Below are 18,891 nucleotides of genomic sequence, written 5' to 3' on the forward strand. Positions count from 1 at the left end.
GCCGTACGCCCCGCGCGTACGCCTCGATCGTCTTCGGTCGGAAGCCCTTGAGATGCAGATGCTTGTCCAGGGCGGTGTAGCGGCGCTTGAAATCGGCCTCGAAAGATGGTGACATGACGGCGCAACCTCATGATTCTCAGCGGAATGTCCCCTCGCACGGCGAGGGCGTGAGGTTGCATCTTAGTCACTGCGGGGCCGCCGCGTCGCTGTTCTCCGCGTAGCGGCTCCGTCCAACAAATGCACAAGCTGCGACGCCTTGGAGCAGCCTTCGCTTCGCTCAGGCTGCTCCGAGGCGCGCCCTGTGCCTAACGTTGGGCAAAAACAGCAACGGCTTAATCTGTGCCTCAGAAAGTACGAGAACTGCTCAAAGCTCTCAAGACCGCCGGTTTTATGGAAATACGAGGCGCAGGAAAAGGGGCGCATCGGAAACTCGTTCATCCGAAATACCCAGGCGCGGTTACGCTGAGTGGCGGCTCAGGCGATGACGCCAAGAAGTATCAAGAAAAGGAAGTCGCACAAGCGATTGAACTGGTGAGCAAATGAAAGACCACGATAAGTACCACAAGTGGGTTGAGTGGAGCGATGAAGATCAGGTATATGTCGGCAAATGCCCAGACCTAATTACGGGGATACATGGTGAAGATCCAGTGGTTCTCTATGGCGAGCTTTGTGCAGTTGTGCAGGATGTCATTCGCCACTTCGGTGCAGAAGGCAAGCCTCTACCTTCGCCGCGAGTCAGACCAATGCGTGAAGTCGCTTAAATCGCCCAACTAGCGGCTCGGCCCGACCGCCCGATGCCGCGCCGTCGCTTCGCTCCCGGCGCGGCAACGGGCGGCGGGCCAGCCCTGACGTTGGGCGTAACAACGTCGACTTGATTCCGCAGTCGACAAGCAAAACGAAAGGAGTACTTTATGCGACATATCCTCACTCTTGTTTCCGCCGCCATGGTAGCCGCCCCTGCTGTGTTTGCGCAGGTCCCTCCGGACCAAATGGAAGCCTTCTTCAACCGGGTGCCAAAATTCGGAGAGCCCGCAAGGGAAGCGGCCCGCCAAGAAGCGCTGCGTCAACAGTATCAAGAAGAAGCCGGGAGGTCTCGGCTGAATAGATCGCGGGTCCAAGCTGAAGCTGAGGTAAACCGAAGTCAAGGCGTGTTGGATAAGTGGGGCGATCCTGACACTCATTATCAAAGTGGGGGGTATGAGACGCGCTCTTACCACCGTGGGGACACGATCCATACAATTAGAACGCAGGACGGTGTCATAACCGACTACTCCACCTACGAGACGAAGTAGACGCCCGCCGGGTCCGCTGGCCCAACGACAAACTGCTGCCTGAGTGCAGCGAGGGCCGTCGTTTGTCGCCGGGGTGCGGTTAACGTTGGCACGGTACATCATAAAGCCCTGAAGGATATGAGCGTAAACGATACTAACCTCGAAGGAATAACGCAATACTGCAATCTATTGGAGGAACTCAAACTGCGCGTGAAGGCGGTCCAAGATATAGTGAACGGCAAAGTCTCTATCGCCGCGTTTGGACACCCGTATTTCGCAGACGATTTCGTTTTTCTTCAGATCCGTAAAATTTTGGAGATCGTCGCGTTTGGTTCGATGTGCTCAAACATAGAACTGTATCGAACCACATACGACAAATATGCAGCTCATTGGAGCGCGAAAGACATCCTTAAGAAACTTGAGCGTATCAACAAGCACTTCTATCCACTTCCGCTGAAATCGTCGAACGAACGACCAGTTGGTGATCCGCCAGAACTGAAGCACGCCCATGTATTCGAGAATGTTCGTAGTGGCTTTTTGACGAAAGATGAGTTTGGATTCCTGTACGACTGCTGTTCTCGCGTAATACACTCGCCTAATCCATACAAAGAAGCCCAGAAGATCGATCTTCGCATGTCCGTTGATGACTGGATGCATCGCATCGCATCACTTTTATGGTTTCACCGAATGAAACTCGCCCATACTGATGTAGTGTGGTTTGTTTATCTTATGCATCCCGAACATGGACGCACCCATGCCGTTCTCTCCACAAGCCTAAAGCGATAATGATGCTAGAGAGTGAGAAGCAGCGAACCGCCCAACTAGAGCACCAGCCCGAGCGCTTGCTGGCCGGTCGTCGCTACGCTCCGGCCGGCCAGCATACGCCCTGAGTCGGTCTGTCAAGCTTTTCGGCAAAATCTCTCCACAGGCTACCAACAGGTTGCCCACAGGTTATCCACAGACGCGCAATACGCCTATTCAGTCCGACTATCCCTGGCGCGCGCAGGATTACCGCGCCGGTGCAGTCGGCGCCGCAATCAGTGCAAGCAGCGGTGAACCGCTTTTTTGCAGCGCCTTCAGGTAGGTCGCCTCGTCATAGGGTTTGCGGTCCATCCAACAGCGGTGAAGGATGCGCAGCCATTTGAAGGCGAGCGCCCGCACGGCAATGTGATGGCTTTTGCCGCGATTGCGCTGGTCCTGATAGTAGGCCGCGGCCCAGACGGAGTAGCGCACACTCATGCCGGCCCATTCCACGACGCTTTGGCGCAGAAATTTCGGACAGGCCCAGCGCCAATGCACCCACCGGCGGTTGCCGCTGCGCTCGGTCACCGGTGCGACGCCGAGGTACTGCTGTAGGCTCGCCGCATCGGGCCAGCGCTCGCGGTTGCTGCCGAAGACGGCGAGCAGACGCGGCGCGAAAGTGGGGCCGGCGCCCGGCAGGCTGGCGAGGATCGCCGCGTCCGGGTGCGCCTTGAAGGCCTTCTCGATGGCCCGCTCGAAACGCGCGATGCCTGCCAGCACCACGCGCAGTTGCTCAACAAGAATCTTGGTCGCCATCAGTGCAGGCAGCAGTACGCCGGCGTCGCTGGTCAGCGCGAGCGCCCTCTGCAGCAGTCCGATGCGCTCGTCGATGCGCGCCTCGCCGCGCACGCCATGGCGGTGGAAGAAGGTCCGCAGCGTCGTCTCGCGCGCCCGCTTCGCCTCGCCCAGCGAGGGCCAGTTGCGCAGGAAATCGCAGGCCAGCGTGCTGCCCAGCTCGTCAAAGCAGTGCAACGCTTGCGGGAAGTAGCCCTTGAGGTTCGATGTCAGGGCGTTGGTCAAGCGCACACGCTGATCCACGAGATCTCGGCGCGCCTCCACCAGCACGGTGAGTTGACGCGTGCGTGGATCATCCGGATCGATGCGCCTGACCTGCTCTGGATGCTTCTCCAGAATGTCCAGGATCAGCGCCGCATCGCTCGGATCATCCTTCGCCCCGCTCGGGCGCAACGCCCGGCGGATCTTCGCCACCAGTCCGGGGCTGACCATGAACAGCACCAGGTGCTCGTACTTCGACAACGCGTCGATCACCGGCCCCTTGCGCAGCTCCACGCAGACCGCCACGGGCCGGTTCCCGAAGCGCACGCGCAAGGCGCTGGCCCACTCATCGAGCGCCTCCCGGCGCTGCTCGATCACCGCAAACTCGCGCGCACCATCCGGCACGCTCTGCACGCAAACGTCATGCTTCTTGTCCGCCCAATCCAGACCGACGATGGCGGCGAACCGGTTGTCTGTGCTCATCTGCATGACCTCGCCTGTGATAGACTCCAAAGCCGAGGGCAGACGCCGTATAGCCGGTGTCGGGTTGTTTCAGCGAAGGCATTATAGCGAGTCATCGTGCAACGACCCCTGAGTGTTCGTTTCGAAACAACGGACACCGCCGGGCGCGAAAGTATGTTAGTAAGCATCGAATGCATCAGCTCAGCTATTCGTCGCCCGGCGGCGTTTGCCCACGCTATGCATAGCACAGGGCGCGACCCTTTGCTCGGCACCGAATGATTAAGTTATCCACGGCGCCAATTACTATTAATGAAACACCATTACTGGTCGGCTCAGAGTGACTATAGAACCCGCCAGCCCGACGCCAAACTGCGGCCGGCGCTTCGCGCGTGCCCGCAGTTTGGCGCGGGCTGCAGTTGACGTTGGGCGCCACAGGACAATCTGGTGCCGACGGTCTACATTGAAACATCGATAGTCAGCTATCTGCGGCAGCAGCCAAGCAGTCAGATTGTGACCGCCGCTCGGCAAGTGCTGACGCATCGTTGGTGGAATCTTGAGCGGAAGCACTACGAGCTTGTGATTTCGCAATACGTACTAGACGAAGCCTCCGCCGGAAATCCCGCGCTTGCAGCACAACGGATGGCTGTCCTGGAAGGTATTCCGCTGCTGCCGAACGCTTCCGAGATCGAAGAACTGGCCAAAAGAATCATGTCGCTTCGTGTGCTGCCGGACAAGGCACAGGTTGACGCCCTCCACATCGCGTCTGTTGCTCATCACGAAATTGAGTATCTGTTGACCTGGAACTGCAAGCACATCGCAAACGCAAAGATTCTTCCCCGCATATACGACCTTTTCGCCGAGCTAGGCGTGTATATACCAACCATCTGCACACCTGAACAACTACTAGGAGAGGATACCGAAGATGGCTGACCCTATAATTGAAGAAATACATCAAACTCGCCGCGCAATCTCCGAGCGATTCCACGGGGACATTGCAGCTATTGCAGCAGATGCTGCTGCTCGTCAGTCGGTGTCCGGGCATCCCGTTTGGAATCCTGGAACGCCCAACAAGCGCGCCACCTCCGACCGCGGGCTGGCTGGCCGTCGCTATCGCTCCGGCCAGCCAGCCCGCGGCGGGGTGCGCTAAACGTTAGCCGAAAAGACTCAGACCGGAGCACATCCCAATCCACAACTGACAGGCAAGACGATGACCGAGGTAGAACAAATCGAGGACCGCGTTCGCAAGCTCAGCCCGAGCGAATTCGCAGAGTTCCGGACGTGGTTCCGGGAACAAGAATGGGAGCAATGGGATCGCCAGATTGAGCAGGACTCAAAGTCGGGCAAGTTGAAAGCGCTTGCGGAGAAGGCATTGGCCGATCATGCGGCCGGACGGACCAGCCCGATTTGAGCCACTTTACGAACCCCGATTTCTGGGCTTGCTACCACAAACTTCCAGCCGATATCAGAAGGCGGGCGGATGCTGCGTACGCGCTGTTGCGGGAGAATCCACGCCATCGCTCGCTTCACTTCAAGAAGGTCGGTGATTTTTGGTCAGCCAGAGTGAACTTGGACTACCGTGCTCTCGCAGTTGAAGCACATGACGGTTACGTTTGGTTCTGGATCGGAAGGCACGACCAATACGAGAAGATCATCGGCTAACATACGCCCTGAGTTGGTCTGTCAAGCTTTTCGGCAAAATCTCTCCACAGGCCACCAACAGGTTGCCCACAGGTTATCCACAGGCGCGCAATACGCCTCTTCACTCCGACCATCCTTGGCGCGCGCAGGATTACCGCGCCGGTGCAGTCGGCGCCGCAATCAGTGCAAGCAGCGGTGAGCCGCTCTTTTGCAGCGCCTTCAGGTAAGTCGCCTCGTCATAGGGTTTGCGGTCCATCCAACAGCGGTGAAGGATCCGCAGCCATTTGAAGGCGAGCGCCCGCACGGCAATGTGATGTCGGCGCCGGCGTGGCTGGAGACGGATTGTCTGCTCGGACAGTTCGGCGAGGAACGCGCCGGGGCACAGGCAGCGTATGCGGATTTCGTTCGCCAAGGGATTGGCGGTGCAAGCATTCTAGGATGGTCTGCGTCATCAGATCTTTCTCGGCAGCGATGGCTTCGCCGAGCGCCATTGCGCCGCAACCAAGCCTGTGAAGCTTCTGCGTGAGGTCCCGCGCGCGCAGCGCCGGCCGTTGGCGCAGCCACTTGCCGAGCTCGCGCGCGATTACCCGGACCACGGCGAGGCCATGGCTCGGGCCTTCGCGACCGGCGTTTATACGATGCAGGGGATCGCAGCGTTCTTCGGCGTGCATTACGCGACAGTGAGCCGCGCTGTGCGACGATTTCAGGAGACATGGGGGGTGCATGATTGCAAGACCTGCTCCTGCGATGAACCCTCCTCGCCCACATAGCTCCGGGCACCAGACCAGCGCCAGAACCTACTCGGCATCGCTGCCGAGGAAACGATTCAACGGATAGCGGCAATGGCCTGACCCGCGGGCACCTGGTTATCCCCATGAATGTACACGCAAAGCCTCCTATACCGCGGTCACCCCGAAGCCTGGAGCATGCACCCCCGGCAGGACTCCTCGGGCAGCGCCTGACCGAGCACCACGGCCGGCTGCCCTAGGTCGGCAACGGTGCTCCCCGGAGCCGCAGCGGCGCTTCCGCTGCGCCAGAGGATTCGGCCATCCAGCCCAGATGACCCTTGTATGAAGGAGCCGATCGATGAAGCCTCATTCCGCCTCGCAAAGACTCGAGCTCGCCGCGCTGCTCGCGCTGTTCGGGCTCGGCAGCACCGCCGGTCAGGCCGGCGAGCTGTATTTCGACTTCAACCACAATATCAATCCGCCGGACGCATCGGTGTTCTTGTTCGGCAACGCGGGGCAGACCGCCACGGTGTCGACCCGATCGGGATTCAACCAGGACCTCGTGCTGTCCGCCGAGGGCTTCTTCAATCTTCCGATTGACCGCAGCTTCCAGCAGAGCGGCACCGGCGTCCGCAACACGGGCTTTCGCGTCGTGTCGCCGGACCCCATCGCCGGCTATTTCGTGAACCGCGCCCCCAACACCACGGACATGACCTACTTGCTGGACAAGGCGTCGCTCGGCACCGAGTATTTCATTGCAAGCGACGGCGGCCGCTACGGCGAAGGCAGCCAGGTGATGATCCACGCAACCGCGGACAACACGGCGGTCACCTTCACGCCCAAGGGCAGTGCGCCGATCAATGTCGTGCTGCGGGCCGGCGAGACCTACAAGTACGCCGGCGGCAACGCGGATCTCACGGGTTCCTCGGTGACGGCGACCAACCCCGTCGCCGTGTTCGGCGGCCACGAGTGCACGAACATTCCGGACAGTTTCGCGGCCTGCGACACCCTCATCGAGCAGATGATCCCCACCAACCGGCTCTCGTCCAGCTACCTCGTGGCGGCGTCGGACCCGGCCGTACGCTCCGAGACACCCGTCAACGGCGATCTGGTACGCGTCATCGCCACCACGGACAACACCAGCGTCAGCGTCAACGGCGTCACTGTCGCCACGCTGAACGCCGGCGATGTGCACCAGTTCGAGCTCAGCCAAACCGACGGCCTCGGCGCCGCCATCGACGCCTCGGCGCCGGTCATGGTCGCGCAGTATCTGACCGGCCAGGACTACCTGGGCGGCATCAATACGGACCCGGCGATGTCGCTGGTGCCGGGAACCGACACCTGGCTCGACGACTACCGGCTGGCGACGCCGGCAGGGGCGCAGGCATTCACGAACAACTACGCCGCCATCGTCATCGAGACCCTTGATCTGCTGTCGCTGCTGCTCGACGGCAACCCGGTGAATACGTCGAGCTTCACCGGTATCGGCGGTACGGCGTTCAGCCGCGGCCTGGTGGATCTGCCCATCGGCCTGTTCACGATGAGCGCGGCAAGCCCCTTTCTGCTCATGCTGGGGGGCGGGGAATGGTACGACAGCTACCTCACCTACGGCGGCGCGACCTTTGCACCGGGCATCTCGCCGCCGGACCTGAACGTCCCGCAGGGGGTGTCGGCACCGCTACCGGCGGCGCTGGTTGCCATCGGGCTGGCGAGCCTCGGATGGACGCGGCGACGGCGCGCCTGTTAGCGCCGCGACCGCGCCAAGTCGGGCGGTCGTGCAGTCGCCACAGCCGCTCGCGCGCTCCGGGCGGCCCCTGCCTGTCGTCGGCGGAACGCAGGGGTCAGCCCCAGACCAGACAGTGCACGCTGAATAACGCCTCCGGGTCGATCCAGACCTGCTCGGCGCGGAAGCCCGCCTCGGCGGCCAGGGCGTGGAAGCCATCGATGCGGTACTTGTAGGAGCATTCGGTATGAATCGACTCGCCCTCGGCGAAGTCGAAGCCCTGCCCGGCCAGCTCGACGCGCTGCGCACGGGTGCTCACCAAGTGCATCTCGATGCGGCTCAAGGTCTCGTTGAAGAAGGCCTCGTGGCGGAAGGCGTCCAGGTCGAAGTCGGCACCGAGCTCGCGATTGATGCGTGCGAGCAGGTTCAGATTGAAGGCCGCCGTCACGCCGTCGGCGTCGTTGTAGGCGGCCTCCAAGCGGCGCTTGTCCTTGATGAGGTCGACGCCGATCAGCAGCCGGCCGCCGGGGCCGAGCAGCTCGCCGACCCTTGCCAGAAAGCGCACGGCCGCCTCCGGCTCGAAATTGCCCACCGATGAGCCGGGAAAGAACGCCGCCCGCGGATGCTCATGATCATCCACCGGCAGCGCGAAGGCGCTCGAATAGTCCGCGCAGACGGCGTGCACCACAAGCCCCGGGAAGGCCGCGGCGAGCGCCTGTGCCGAGGCGAGCAGGTGCTCCTTCGAGATATCCACCGGCATGTAGACGGCCGGGCGAAGCGCCGTCAGCAGGGTGCGGATCTTGAGGCTGGAGCCGCTGCCGAGCTCCACCAAAAGCGCTTCGCGGCCGAGCCGCGCCGCCATCTCGGCGCCGTGGTGGCGCAGGATGCCGATCTCGGTGCGGGTGGGGTAATACTCGGGCAGCTCGCAGATGGCGTCGAACAGCCGCGAGCCCTCGGCGTCGTAGAAGAACTTGGGCGAGAGGCGCTTGCGCGGCAGCGCGAGCCCGGCCAGCACCTCGGCGCGCATGTCCGCGGGTGTCGGATGCAGGTCGTGGAAGTGTACCGTGGCCGTGTGGGCCTCGGCGCGCATGGCACCGTCGCTCATTGTTCGTCCTCCGCCAGTCGAATCCCCATGAGCTGCCAGCGCTCAGCGGGATAGAAGAAATTGCGGTAGCTCGCGCGGGCATGGTCCGCGGGCGTCGCGCAGGACCCTCCGCGCAGCACCATCTGCCCGCACATGAACTTGCCGTTGTATTCGCCGAGCGCCCCTGCCGGCGGCCGATAGCCGGGGTAGGCGAGGTAGGCGCTCGCGGTCCACTCCCAGCAATCGCCGAAGAGTTGCCGCGGCGCCGGCGCGTCGGTGCCCCGCGCGGCGGCCGGCGCCGGCTGCAGGCGGCCCTGATCCAGGAAATTGCCGGCGACCGCCAGCCCCGCGGCCGCCGCCTCCCATTCGGCCTCCGTCGGCAGCCGCTTGCCGGCCCAACGCGCGAAGGCGTCCGCCTCGAAGTAGCTGACATGGCAGACGGGCTCGGCCGGGTGCAGCGGTCGCAGCCCGCCCAGGGTCATCACCTGCCAGCCGTCGTCGTCTGGTTCCCAGTACAACGGCGCCTGCCAATGCTGGGCCTGCACGGCGGCCCAGCCGTCGGCGAGCCACAGCGCCGGGTTCCGATAGCCGCCGTCATTGATGAAGGCGAGGTATTCGGCATTCGTGATCAGGCGGTCGCCGAGCCGGTAGGGCCGCAGCAGGACCGGATGCCGAGGCGTCTCGTTGTCGTACGCAAAGCCGGCGTCGGCCGCGGCACCGATCTCGACAATGCCGCCGTCGCAGGCGACATAGTCCAGCGCGTCGGGCACGCCGGGCTCGCTGCTCGGTAGGTCGGCGCGGTAGGCAGGCCGCAGCGGGTTGTAGGCGAGGCTGTACTTGATGTCGGTGACGAGCAGCTCCTGGTGCTGCTGCTCGTGATTAAGGCCGATGGCGATGCGCGCCGCCACCGCCGGCCAGTCGCGGTCCGCGCAGTCGGCGATGAGCCGTGCCATGCCCTCGTCCACGTGACGGCGATAGTCATAGACCTCCGCCACCGTGGGCCGGGACAGGAGCCCACGCTCCGGCCGCGGCCAGAAGCCGGTCTCGGTCTGCTCGTAGTAGGAATTGAACAAATACTCGAAGCGCGGATGGAAGACCCGGTAGCCGGGCAGGAAGGGCCGCAGCAGGAAGGTCTCGAAGAACCAGGACACGTGCGCCAGATGCCATCGCGGCGGGCTGGTCCAGACGGCGGTCTGGAGCACGTAGTCTTCGATGGCCAGCGGCTCGCAGAGCCGCTCGCTCAGCGCACGCACGCGCCGGTAGCCGTCCAGCAACGCGGCGCGCTCGCCGCTGTTGCCCGTCCCGCTGTTGCCCGTCCCGCTGTTACCCGTCCCGCTGTTACCCGTCCCGGTATTGCCCGTCCCGGTGTTGGCATGGCTCGCGGCCGGTATGGTCTGCTCCATACTTGACTTGCCCCCGTACTGCCCCCGCGGGTCCGGACCGACCGACAGCACCCATCGCCTGCGGGCACCGCCGGCGAAGCCTTGGCGCCGCGCCGTTGGTTTGGTTTGGTGTCTGGTCAGGACCGCGCGCTGCGCTGTCGCGTTGCGCTCAGGCTGCGGTGTCGGCCGGCAGGCCGCGGCGCGGCGTCGCCGGCGTCAAGGCGAATCAATGGCCACCGGGAACAGCCCGACGTCCAGGCGCCGCTGTTCGCGGCGGCGGTGATCGATGGCGGGGACGGAACGCGCATGCTGAGCGGGTGCTGGCCTGTGCTTGGCCCCGAAGCATGGCGCGTATCGGCGGAATATCAACCCGTCGGGGGCCTCGGCCAAGGCCCCCGACGCTCAGACAGGCTTTCGACCGACGAAGCGGTAGTAGGGCACGCGCAGCAGCGGCAGGTACGGCACCGGCGCCATCGCCTCCGTGAGCTGATGGGCCGGGAGCTGCTCGCACAGCGTGATCAGATGGTCGGCGCAGGGCTTCACGCCGTCGTGGCTGAACCAGCGCGGCCAGAAGGCCCGGGCAAAAGCGCCGTGGCGCACGAGCCCCGGCGCCGGCTTGGCGGCCGACACGTAGAAGTCCACGACGCCGAGCACGCCGCCGGGGCGGAGCATGGCCAGGGCGTTGTCGAGCGCCGCCCGCCAGTCGGGGATCATCGTGAGGGCGTAGGAGAAGTACACTGCATCAACCGGTTCGTCCGGCAGCCAGGCACAGGCGTCGGCTTCGGTGACCCGGACATTCGCCCGCGTCGCGAAGCGCCGCCGTGCCTCGGCGAGCAGCGGCGTGCACAGATCCACAACATCGACCTGGCCGAAGGTATCGAGCGCGGTGCCGAAAAAGAGGAGGTTGCGGCCGGTGCCGCCGCCGAGCTCCACGACACGGGCGCCGGTGGTGGCGCCGCGGGTCTCGGTCAGCGCGCGGAGCAGATCCGCGAGCATCTCACCGCGGCCGTGCAGCAGCCGCTCCCGGAACGCGTCGTACTGGCCCGCCTGGGGGCCGTAGAAGGCGGCGAGCCGCTCCGCATGGGAGCCGGCGCGCGGCTGGCCGCGCAGCATGGACAGCAGGACGCGGGCGTCGCCGGCAATGGACATCATCAGGGGGCTCTTCTGGGTCGGTACGGGTGTCGGGGTGGCGCGGCTCAGGCCAGCACATCCGCGATATGGAAGCCGGCGTAGGTGTGCACGCGGTCCAGCGGCTGCAGCGCGGCGGCCAAGTCGCGGTGGAAGCGCAGGCGCTCCGGCAGCAGCGTGCGCTCCGGGCCGACCTCGAGGCGCTCCAGGTAGCTCGGCGAGGCGTGCGCACTGCGGAAGATGATGCGCGCATCGGCACGGGCGCGCTCCAGGATCAGCGCCCATTCCTCGGCCAGGGCGCGCGGATGATAGGAGCTCATCCAGTCCATGTGATCGAGCAGCACGTACTTGGAGTATTCCCGATCGCTCTCGGTGAGCAGCTCGGCAACGGTGGAGGTGTGCAGCGAGATGCGGTCCACGAGCCCGGCCTTCAGCGCCGTGAAGTTGTCCGGTTTCAGGTACTCCGGACAGCAGCTCTCGGTGTAGCTGCCGCGCAGGTAAACCATCCAGAAATAGTTGGTCCAGACCGGGAGCTGGCGGAAGACGTACTCGACGGACTCGCGCACGAAGCCCGCGACGCCGCGCTCGTGCTGCTGCTGCACCTCTTTGCGCTGCGGGTGCGGGACGCCGAGCATGCTCATCGTGAGCTGGCGCGACAGCGTCCAGTTGACGCCCGGGGTCCAGAACAGCGGCTGTACTTGGTCGTCGTAGATCCGGCGCTGATCGTCGAGCGAGCGGGTGTCGAACAGCTCCCGGATGCTCGCCGCCAAGCGCGGGCGGAAATTCAGGTAGGCATGGAAGGTCTTGGCGACGATGCCGGACAGCCCATGAAAATAGAAGCTGCCGCGCGGGTTGCCGAACCAGCGCGCGCGCTTGTCCCAGAAGCCCTGCGCGAAGGGGGTTAACTCCCCGCGCAGCTCGCTGCGATAGAGCTGCTCGAAGCGCGGGTGATAGCCGCGACCAAAGGCGGCAAAATAATCCTCGAACTCCAAGCGCCGGATGCCCGCGAGCTTGAGCTCCAGGAGCGCGTTCTGGCGCGGATTGGCGTCTACCGCGTGGATATGCTCCGGGCCGAGCAGGACATAGTCCAACACGTTGCAGCCCGCGCTGGTGATGACCAGCATGCGGTCGTCGGCGCCGATGTTCAGTACCTGCCGGTCCACCGCGGGGTCTTCCCAGCAGGTGTTGTAGACCAGGGCGCGGGAATAGATGGCGTCGAAGACCTTTTGGTCGAACTTGTCCGCCAGCGTGGCCTTCGTCATCGCTGCCATGCCTCGTGCGTCTCTTTGGTGGTGGGGATAAATCGCCCTAGACTACCTGAACTACATGACAGTCTGATGGCAACGTGGGTGTCCGCATTATGTCATGGCGGACGCGGACTCCGCGACGGGGCGCAGGAAAGCACCGAGCCGGCGCTGGCGCCGAGTACCGGCCTGCGGCCATGGCAGGACGTGAAACGGCGGAGAAATGGACCGAACGCGCCACGATCGAGCGCGATCGCGGTCGCTTCCAGCGAAGTTGGCTCAGTCCGTTGGCGCGCGGCCGTAGAGCTGGACCAGGTGCGTGAGGCGCGCCGGCAGCTCCGGCGTCACCTGATCCCAGGTGAATCGCCAGGCCCAGTTCCCCTCGGGGGTGCCGGGGATGTTCATGCGATGCGTCGTGTCGAGCCCGAGCACGTCCTGCATCGGCAACACGGCGAGGTTCGCCGTCGAGGCCAGCGCGGCGCGGTTCAGCGGCCAGGGCATGGGCTCCCCGGGCAGGCCCAGGTAGTCGTCCACGCCGGCTCGCTCCGCGTCGGACAGGGACTCGTACCAGCCCAGCGTCGTATCGTTGTCGTGGGTACCCGTGTAGACGACGGCGTCGCGATCGTGGTGGAAGGGCAGGTACGGATTCTTCGGCCCGCCGTCGAAGGCGAACTGCAGGATGGTCATGCCCGGCATGCCGTACTTGCGCCGCAGCGCCGTCACCGCCTCCGTGATGACCCCGAGGTCCTCGGCCACCAGCGGCAGCCGGCCGAATTCCCGCTCCAGGCGCGCGAACAGCGCATCGCCGTCGGCGGGCACCCAGCGGCCGTGCATGGCCGTCGGCTCGCTGGCGGGCACCTCCCAAAAGGCCTCGAAACCGCGGAAGTGGTCGATGCGAACGACATCGAACAGCGTGAGCTGCGTGCGCATGCGGTCGACCCAGAAACGATAGTCGCTGGCCGCGAGCCGGTCCCAGCGATACAGCGGGTTGCCCCAGCGCTGGCCGGTGGCGGAGAAATAGTCCGGCGGCACGCCGGCGACGGTGCGGGTCTCGCCGGTGTCCGTCAGGTCGAAGTCCTCGGGCCGCGCCCAGACCTCGGCGCTGTCGTGGGCAACGAAGATGGGCATATCGCCGAACAGCAGCACGCCGCGCTCGGCGGCGTGGGCGTGCAGCGCATCCCACTGGCGGAAGAACACGAACTGCTCCCAAACCAGATACTCGATCTGCGCGGCAAGGCGCTTTCGGGCCTGCGCGAGCGCGCGCGATTCGCGCTCGCGCAGCGCCTTCGGCCACTGCCACCAGGGCGCATTGCGCTCCTCGTGGATGGCGCGATACAGCGCATAGTCGTCGAGCCAATAGGCGTGGCGGGCATGCAGCTCGTCCAGCGCGCGGCGCTCGTCGCCGCCGGCCCGCGCCAGAAAACCCGCGTGCGCCTGGTGCAGCGCGCGGGTCTTGGCCGCCGCGTCGTAGGGGGCCTCCGGCAGCGCCTCTAGCCAGCCGTCCTGCACCAAAGGCTCCAGGCCGATCAGGTGCGACCAGCCGGCGTGCGCCGAGCTCGTCTGGTACGGCGACAGGCTCCCCTGCGGCGGACCCACCGGCAGCATTTGCCACAGCGTAAAGCCGCAGTCGGCCGCGAAGTTGACGAAGTTGTGCGCCTCCCAGCCGAGATCCCCATTGGGGCCGGCCCCGGGCAGCGAGGTGAGGTGGAGCAGCAGACCGGCGCGGCGCCGATCGAGGTTATCTGGAGACGACAGCGGGGGGGCAGACACCGAATCGGAGGACATCGGGGACAAGACACGCCTGGCGGAGATGAAAGCGCGCGATGGTACCGTATCGCGCCGCCGCCGGTGCCGGCGCCGCCAGTGCGCTTCGGCTCGGCGGGGGGCAGACACCTGCGGGCCGTGGCGCGGATGGCAGCTCAACCGCCGGCGTTGCGCGTCGCGACCGGCCCGATGCCATGCGCCCGCCCGAGCACCGGGAAGAAGCCGTCGCGCGGGTCGCCGGCCGCGTGCTGCCAGGCCTGCTCGACGGCGGTGTCGTCCGGCGGCTGCTCTGCGTGCGCGCAGGCGTTGCGGACCTTGAGCAGCGCGTACAGGCCATCGCGCCGGCGGCGCTGTTGGGCGCCGTCCGCGCCGCGCAGCGCCTCCGGCTGCGGCCAGCGCTGGAGCAGCGCGCGCAGGTGCGCGGCCAGGCCGGGCGGCGGGGCGTCCCAGTGCGCGAGCACGCGGTGGTAGAGCTCGACCATGACGCCGAGCACCGGCGGCCGGCGCTTGCCTTGCAGATAGCCGATCAGCGCCGCCTGCTGCGGATCGAGCCGCGGCGCGTCGGCCGCGAGCTGGGACAGCACCGCGGCCGGCTGCTCCCGCAGCGGGTCGATGCAGCGCTCGCGCAGCGCCGTCTCCAGCGCCAGCCCCAGCTCCAGCCCGGCGTAGCGGGCCATGCCATCGTAGGCGCGGACGGCGTCGGCGAGGGCGGCCGGGGTGCCGATGATCTGGAGTGTCTGACCCTTGTTGCCGTGTGCGTTGCTGAGGAGCACCAGGGTTCGGGCCTCGGCATTCGGCTCGGCGCTGGCGGGCGAGAGCAGCCGGATGGCCTCGTCGTACTCGGCGATGGCGGCGGCGAGGTCGGCGCGGCGCTCACTTGCCGCCAGTGCGTTGCCCTTGTTGACATGGCTGCCGGCGAGGTCCGTGAGAAAGGCTGGGTTATCGCGATCGAGCCGCTGCAGCAGGTCGATGGCGGCGTCGTGGGCCTGGACCGCGGCGGCGATGGCGTCCGCGGTGCCGATGTCCCGGAGCGCAAAGCCCTTGGTGTTGTAGGCCCAGGCGAGGGCGTGGCGGCGCTGCGGCGCGGACAGATCCACCCGGCGCGCGAGCGCGATGCCGGCGTCGGCGGCGCGGATGGCCTCTTGCAGCGAGTGCGGGTCGCCGCGCTCGTAGGCAGTCCGGGCGTCGGCGAAGTGGGCCTCCGCCTGCTGCCACGGGTCGGTGTCATCGTCGTTGGCCATCGGGTGATCCCTGAGCGGTGGCTGGGGGCAAGGGCCTGGGCACGGCGATGGTCGCGCCGGCCGGCGCCCCTGTCCAGCGCCGGGTGGTGCGTCGATGCGGGTCCAGCCGTGCAGCGGTGAGCGTGCGTCGTACCAGGGGTCCGCGCTAACGGCCGGCAGCAGCCTTCGCAGCGGCCTCGGGGTGCCGTTCGTCCGGGGTGCGCGACGGGTCAGCCAAGTCCTGCGCGGTCTCGGGCATGGTTAGGGCCCGCGGCTGCACCGGTGTGAAGCGGGCGCAGTCCATGACGCGACAGCCGTTGTCGCGGGCTCACGCGATGCTGCGCCCGGTGAGTTGCCGCAGCACGTCCAGTCCGGCGGCCTTGTCCGTGCAGCGCAGGATCGCCGAGCGATCGGCCGTGCGGGTGTCGAGATCGATCTGCACGCCCTGCCCCGACGCGGCGCTGCGCTGTGCCTCGTCGATCACGACCTCGCCGAAGACCGAGATGACGAAGCCGCCCGGGATCGGCGGCGGCGGCGTGAAGGCGGCGGCGTCGACCAACGCGACCCAGGCCGGGATGAAGTCGGGACCGTAGAAGTCGAAGAAGCCGTTCGAGCCCCGCAGGTGCGCCTCGATGGGGCGCCCGCCGATCATCTCCAGGTTGCACAGCCCGCGGTAGCCTTGCAGGTGGCGGGCAACCCAAGCGGCGATGCGCGGCTCCAAGTCCGGGAGCGCGGCGCCGACCTCCCAGTAGATCGGGCGCTCTCGGTCCTTCGCGTCCGAGCCGCGCGTATGGGCAAACCAAACCGCCCGCCCGTCTTGCACCAGACAATCGCTGCTGGTGTGTGGACCTTCGAGCCGCTCGCTCCAGAAGCTGCCGGGCTCGCTCGGCACAGCGTCCGCCGGCACCGCTCGCGCCTGCACCGCCATACCGGCGAGGTTGACGATGGGCTTGACGAAGACCTGCGCATCGGGCGCGATCCCGCAGGCGCGCGGGTCGACTCCGCAGGGGGCCGCCCGCAGCCCCGCGTCGAGCGCAAGCGAGAGCTTGTCGTAGACCCGTCGATGCGCGGGGTTGAGGCGCCAAGCGGCAGCGTCGTTCACCCCGACATCGCGCCGGGGGCGGGGCTGAAACAGGTGCTCGCGTTCGGGGAGTACGCCGATGAAGGGCACGGCTCGGCAACCTCGGTTTGGGGGGGTTCGGGTCAGCCGCCTGCGACCGGCCGACAGGGAAGCGACATCAAGGCATCCTCATGGCTCAACGGCTCACGCCCCAGCCCGGCAGGATGCCGGCTCGGGGCGCTAAACCGCCCGCTCCACCTGACACAGCAGCGACTTGAACGGCGGAAATCCGCTGATCGGGTCCAGGTGGCGGTCGTCGGTCAGCTCGTTGATGTTGGCGTCGTTCCGGCCATGGGTGCAATGCACGACGCCCGGCTTGATCCGATCGGTCAGCTTGGCGACGAAGCGCACCGCTCCGCGCGGTGAGCTGATCATGACGGGATCACCGTCCGCAATGCCGCGCGGCGCGGCATCGTCGGGGTGGATCTCGGCCAACGGGTGCGGGAATGCGCGGCGCATCCGCTCGATGTGGTTGTGCTGCGAATGGGTGTCGAACTTGCTGCGCGCACCGCTGGTCAGGACCAGCGGGTAATCGACCGCGAGCGCGGGTGTGGAGATCGGGCTCTCGGCCGGCTCGCGATAGATCGGCAGTCCATCGTGACCGGCCTCGCGCAGCTCCACGGAGTCGAGCTCGACCTTGCCGGTGCGGGTGGGGAAACCGCGCAGCCGATAGAGTCGATCGGCGTCCATGTAGCCGCTCTCGACCAGATCCTCGATCGCCTGCGCATAAACCACCACGCCGTCCGGATTGGCGTAGACCTCGCGGCGGATCTCCTCCGGGATGCCCTCGGCTGCCTCGGCCCAGGAGGCCGCGAGGTCGCCGTGCCAGAATTGGTCGGCCATGCCGAGTCGTACACCGAGCTGTAGGAAGATCTCGCCGTCCGGCCGCGCCTCGCCCTTGGGTGCGACGATCGGCCGGCGGTAGCGCAGCTCGCCCTGATAGGCGCAGCCGGGATAGGCGATGAGCGCGGGGCGCTCCAGGCTGGTCGCCGCCGGGAGCACGAAGTCGGCCATGCGCGTGGCCGGGTTATGGAAGAAGTCGGTCGCGACGAAGAAATCGAGCGCGCCGAGCGCTTGTTCCATCCGCTTGGAGTTGGGCCACATGGCGGTGTTGATGCCCATCGCCAGCAGGGCGCGGATGCGCTGCGGGCGCCCGTCCAGGATGCAGTCGGGCAACAGCATGCTCTGCGCGGCCGGCCAGTAGCGGGTCCAGACCGGATAGACCTCGTCGCCGACGCGCGGCGGCAGATGATTGCGGCAATAGTCGAACAACTCGATCGGCTTGGGCGCGGCCTTGTCGTTGTAGAAGCGGTTGCCGCCTTCTCGGTCCAGGTTGCCGGTCACCGCCGACAGCAGGATCACCGCCCGATGGTTCTGGAAGCCGTTGCTGTGCTGCACCGTCGCGGTGGGCGAGAGCGTGATCTGGGCCGGCGGGGTGGTCGCGAACAGCTCGGCAGCGGTACGCAGATCCTGCTCCGGAACGCCGCAGATCTCGGCGACACGCGCGGGCGTGAAGTCGCGGACATGGTCGCGGAAGCCCTCGACGCCGTTGGCCCATTCGTCTAGGAAGGCCTGATCCTGCCAGCCGTTCTCGAAGATCAGATGATGAAAGCCCAGAGCCAAGGCGCCGTCGGTGCCGGGGCGGATCGCCAGATGAACATCTGCCTCCTCGGCGAGCGGCGTGCGGCGCGGATCGACGACGATGAGGGTCTTGCCCGGCCGGCGCAGCACCAGCGGATGCGTATCGAAGGGCGGGATCGAGCCGCGCGGGTTGGTGGACCAGATAAGATGACAGCGCGTCTTCGGCGAGACGACCGTGGATGTCGTCTTGATCTTGTAGCCGAAGGTCACCTTCTCGGCCACCATGGTCGCGGAGAAGCAGCAGCCGCTCTCGGTCAGGTAATTCGGCGAGCCGAAGGCGTGCGCCAGACGCTGCAACTGGGGCCGCGCCTCTTTGGTGTAGCCGGCGAAGAAGCCGACGGCGGGTGCGCCATGCTCGGCCTTCGCGGCGCGCAGGCGATCGGCGATGGTGTCGAGCGCCGCGTCCCAGGAGACGCGCTCGAACACGCCGCTCCCGCGCGGCCCGACGCGCTTGAGCGGATAGAGGATGCGCTCGGGATGGTTGCGTCGGTCCAACTGCACATAACAGCGCGGACAATCGGGGCCTTGGACGCGGATCGGCTCGCCGTCGTCGTCGAGCTCGACCTGAATCCCGCAGTTGGCATCGCACTCGTAACAGGTACTGGTTGCCCACGTCATACGACGATCATCCCAAAACATCTATCCGCGACGGCCTGGAATTAAAGCCAGCGGATACGAATTCAAGCCGC

The 18,891-nt window shown here is 65.9% G+C and carries 16 protein-coding genes; 6 read left to right on the forward strand and 10 right to left on the reverse strand.

Features of this window, described 5'->3' with window-relative positions:
• The first annotated feature begins 339 nt into the window (after positions 1-339).
• The 3 genes from ML01_RS27965 to ML01_RS29300 all read left to right on the forward strand — a co-directional run bounded on the left by ML01_RS27965 (position 340) and on the right by ML01_RS29300 (position 2,057).
• Positions 340-543 (forward strand): type II toxin-antitoxin system HicA family toxin, encoded by a 204-nt coding sequence (locus ML01_RS27965; RefSeq protein ID WP_082674627.1) that lies wholly within the window; start codon positions 340-342, stop codon positions 541-543.
• The gene (locus ML01_RS30330) at positions 540-761 is read left to right on the forward strand and encodes a pilus assembly protein HicB (RefSeq protein ID WP_082674628.1); all 222 of its coding nucleotides are present in this window, start codon (positions 540-542) and stop codon (positions 759-761) included. The genes ML01_RS27965 and ML01_RS30330 overlap by 4 nt, the downstream gene beginning before the upstream one ends.
• A gap of 648 nt (positions 762-1,409) precedes the next feature.
• The gene (locus tag ML01_RS29300) at positions 1,410-2,057 is read left to right on the forward strand and encodes a hypothetical protein (protein WP_156427967.1); all 648 of its coding nucleotides are present in this window, start codon (positions 1,410-1,412) and stop codon (positions 2,055-2,057) included.
• A gap of 222 nt (positions 2,058-2,279) precedes the next feature.
• Here the strand turns inward: ML01_RS29300 and ML01_RS24195 are convergent, their stop codons facing one another.
• Positions 2,280-3,551, reverse strand: a complete 1,272-nt coding sequence (locus ML01_RS24195) for an IS110 family transposase (protein ID WP_216819264.1) — start codon at positions 3,549-3,551, stop codon at positions 2,280-2,282.
• 423 nt (positions 3,552-3,974) lie between these two features.
• Here ML01_RS24195 and ML01_RS29305 point away from each other — a divergent pair, with 423 nt between their 5' ends.
• Complete coding sequence (locus ML01_RS29305; RefSeq protein ID WP_156427968.1) at positions 3,975-4,460, forward strand: type II toxin-antitoxin system VapC family toxin; 486 nt, start codon at positions 3,975-3,977, stop codon at positions 4,458-4,460.
• 277 nt (positions 4,461-4,737) lie between these two features.
• Positions 4,738-4,938, forward strand: a complete 201-nt coding sequence (locus tag ML01_RS24205; protein ID WP_058557955.1) for a hypothetical protein — start codon at positions 4,738-4,740, stop codon at positions 4,936-4,938.
• A 381-nt stretch (positions 4,939-5,319) separates the two neighbouring features.
• On the opposite strand, the gene ML01_RS30335 is transcribed toward ML01_RS24205, so the two are convergent.
• A complete protein-coding gene (locus ML01_RS30335; RefSeq protein ID WP_082674630.1) occupies positions 5,320-5,580 on the reverse strand; it encodes a hypothetical protein in 261 nt (86 codons plus the stop codon).
• A gap of 674 nt (positions 5,581-6,254) precedes the next feature.
• Between ML01_RS30335 and ML01_RS24220 the strand changes: the two genes are divergently transcribed.
• Positions 6,255-7,643, forward strand: coding sequence for an IgGFc-binding protein (locus ML01_RS24220; RefSeq protein WP_058557957.1), 1,389 nt, complete (start codon positions 6,255-6,257; stop codon positions 7,641-7,643).
• Between the two features lie 94 nt (positions 7,644-7,737).
• Here the strand turns inward: ML01_RS24220 and egtD are convergent, their stop codons facing one another.
• The 8 genes from egtD to ML01_RS24260 form a co-directional block, all read right to left on the reverse strand.
• A complete protein-coding gene (egtD, locus tag ML01_RS24225) occupies positions 7,738-8,724 on the reverse strand; it encodes an L-histidine N(alpha)-methyltransferase (RefSeq protein WP_173865214.1) in 987 nt (328 codons plus the stop codon).
• Positions 8,721-10,106, reverse strand: a complete 1,386-nt coding sequence (gene egtB / locus ML01_RS24230) for an ergothioneine biosynthesis protein EgtB (protein ID WP_082674631.1) — start codon at positions 10,104-10,106, stop codon at positions 8,721-8,723. The genes egtD and egtB overlap by 4 nt, the downstream gene beginning before the upstream one ends.
• A gap of 381 nt (positions 10,107-10,487) precedes the next feature.
• Entirely contained in the window at positions 10,488-11,237 is a 750-nt protein-coding gene (locus tag ML01_RS24235; protein ID WP_254045376.1) for a class I SAM-dependent methyltransferase, read from the reverse strand.
• 44 nt (positions 11,238-11,281) lie between these two features.
• Positions 11,282-12,484 carry a DUF3419 family protein gene (locus tag ML01_RS24240; RefSeq protein ID WP_082674632.1) on the reverse strand — a complete coding sequence of 401 codons (1,203 nt, stop codon included), beginning with the start codon at positions 12,482-12,484 and terminating at the stop codon, positions 11,282-11,284.
• A 252-nt stretch (positions 12,485-12,736) separates the two neighbouring features.
• Positions 12,737-14,242, reverse strand: coding sequence for a 4-alpha-glucanotransferase (malQ, locus tag ML01_RS24245; RefSeq protein WP_058557960.1), 1,506 nt, complete (start codon positions 14,240-14,242; stop codon positions 12,737-12,739).
• 134 nt (positions 14,243-14,376) lie between these two features.
• Positions 14,377-15,462, reverse strand: coding sequence for a hypothetical protein (locus ML01_RS24250; protein ID WP_058557961.1), 1,086 nt, complete (start codon positions 15,460-15,462; stop codon positions 14,377-14,379).
• 307 nt (positions 15,463-15,769) lie between these two features.
• Positions 15,770-16,612: a hypothetical protein gene (locus tag ML01_RS24255; RefSeq protein WP_058557962.1), complete on the reverse strand. Its 843-nt coding sequence runs from the start codon at positions 16,610-16,612 to the stop codon at positions 15,770-15,772.
• Between the two features lie 129 nt (positions 16,613-16,741).
• Complete coding sequence (locus tag ML01_RS24260) at positions 16,742-18,820, reverse strand: molybdopterin-dependent oxidoreductase (protein ID WP_058557963.1); 2,079 nt, start codon at positions 18,818-18,820, stop codon at positions 16,742-16,744.
• Positions 18,821-18,891 lie beyond the last annotated feature (71 nt).

It is taken from the genome of Thiohalocapsa sp. ML1 (genome assembly GCF_001469165.1).
Lineage (GTDB): Bacteria > Pseudomonadota > Gammaproteobacteria > Chromatiales > Chromatiaceae > Thiohalocapsa.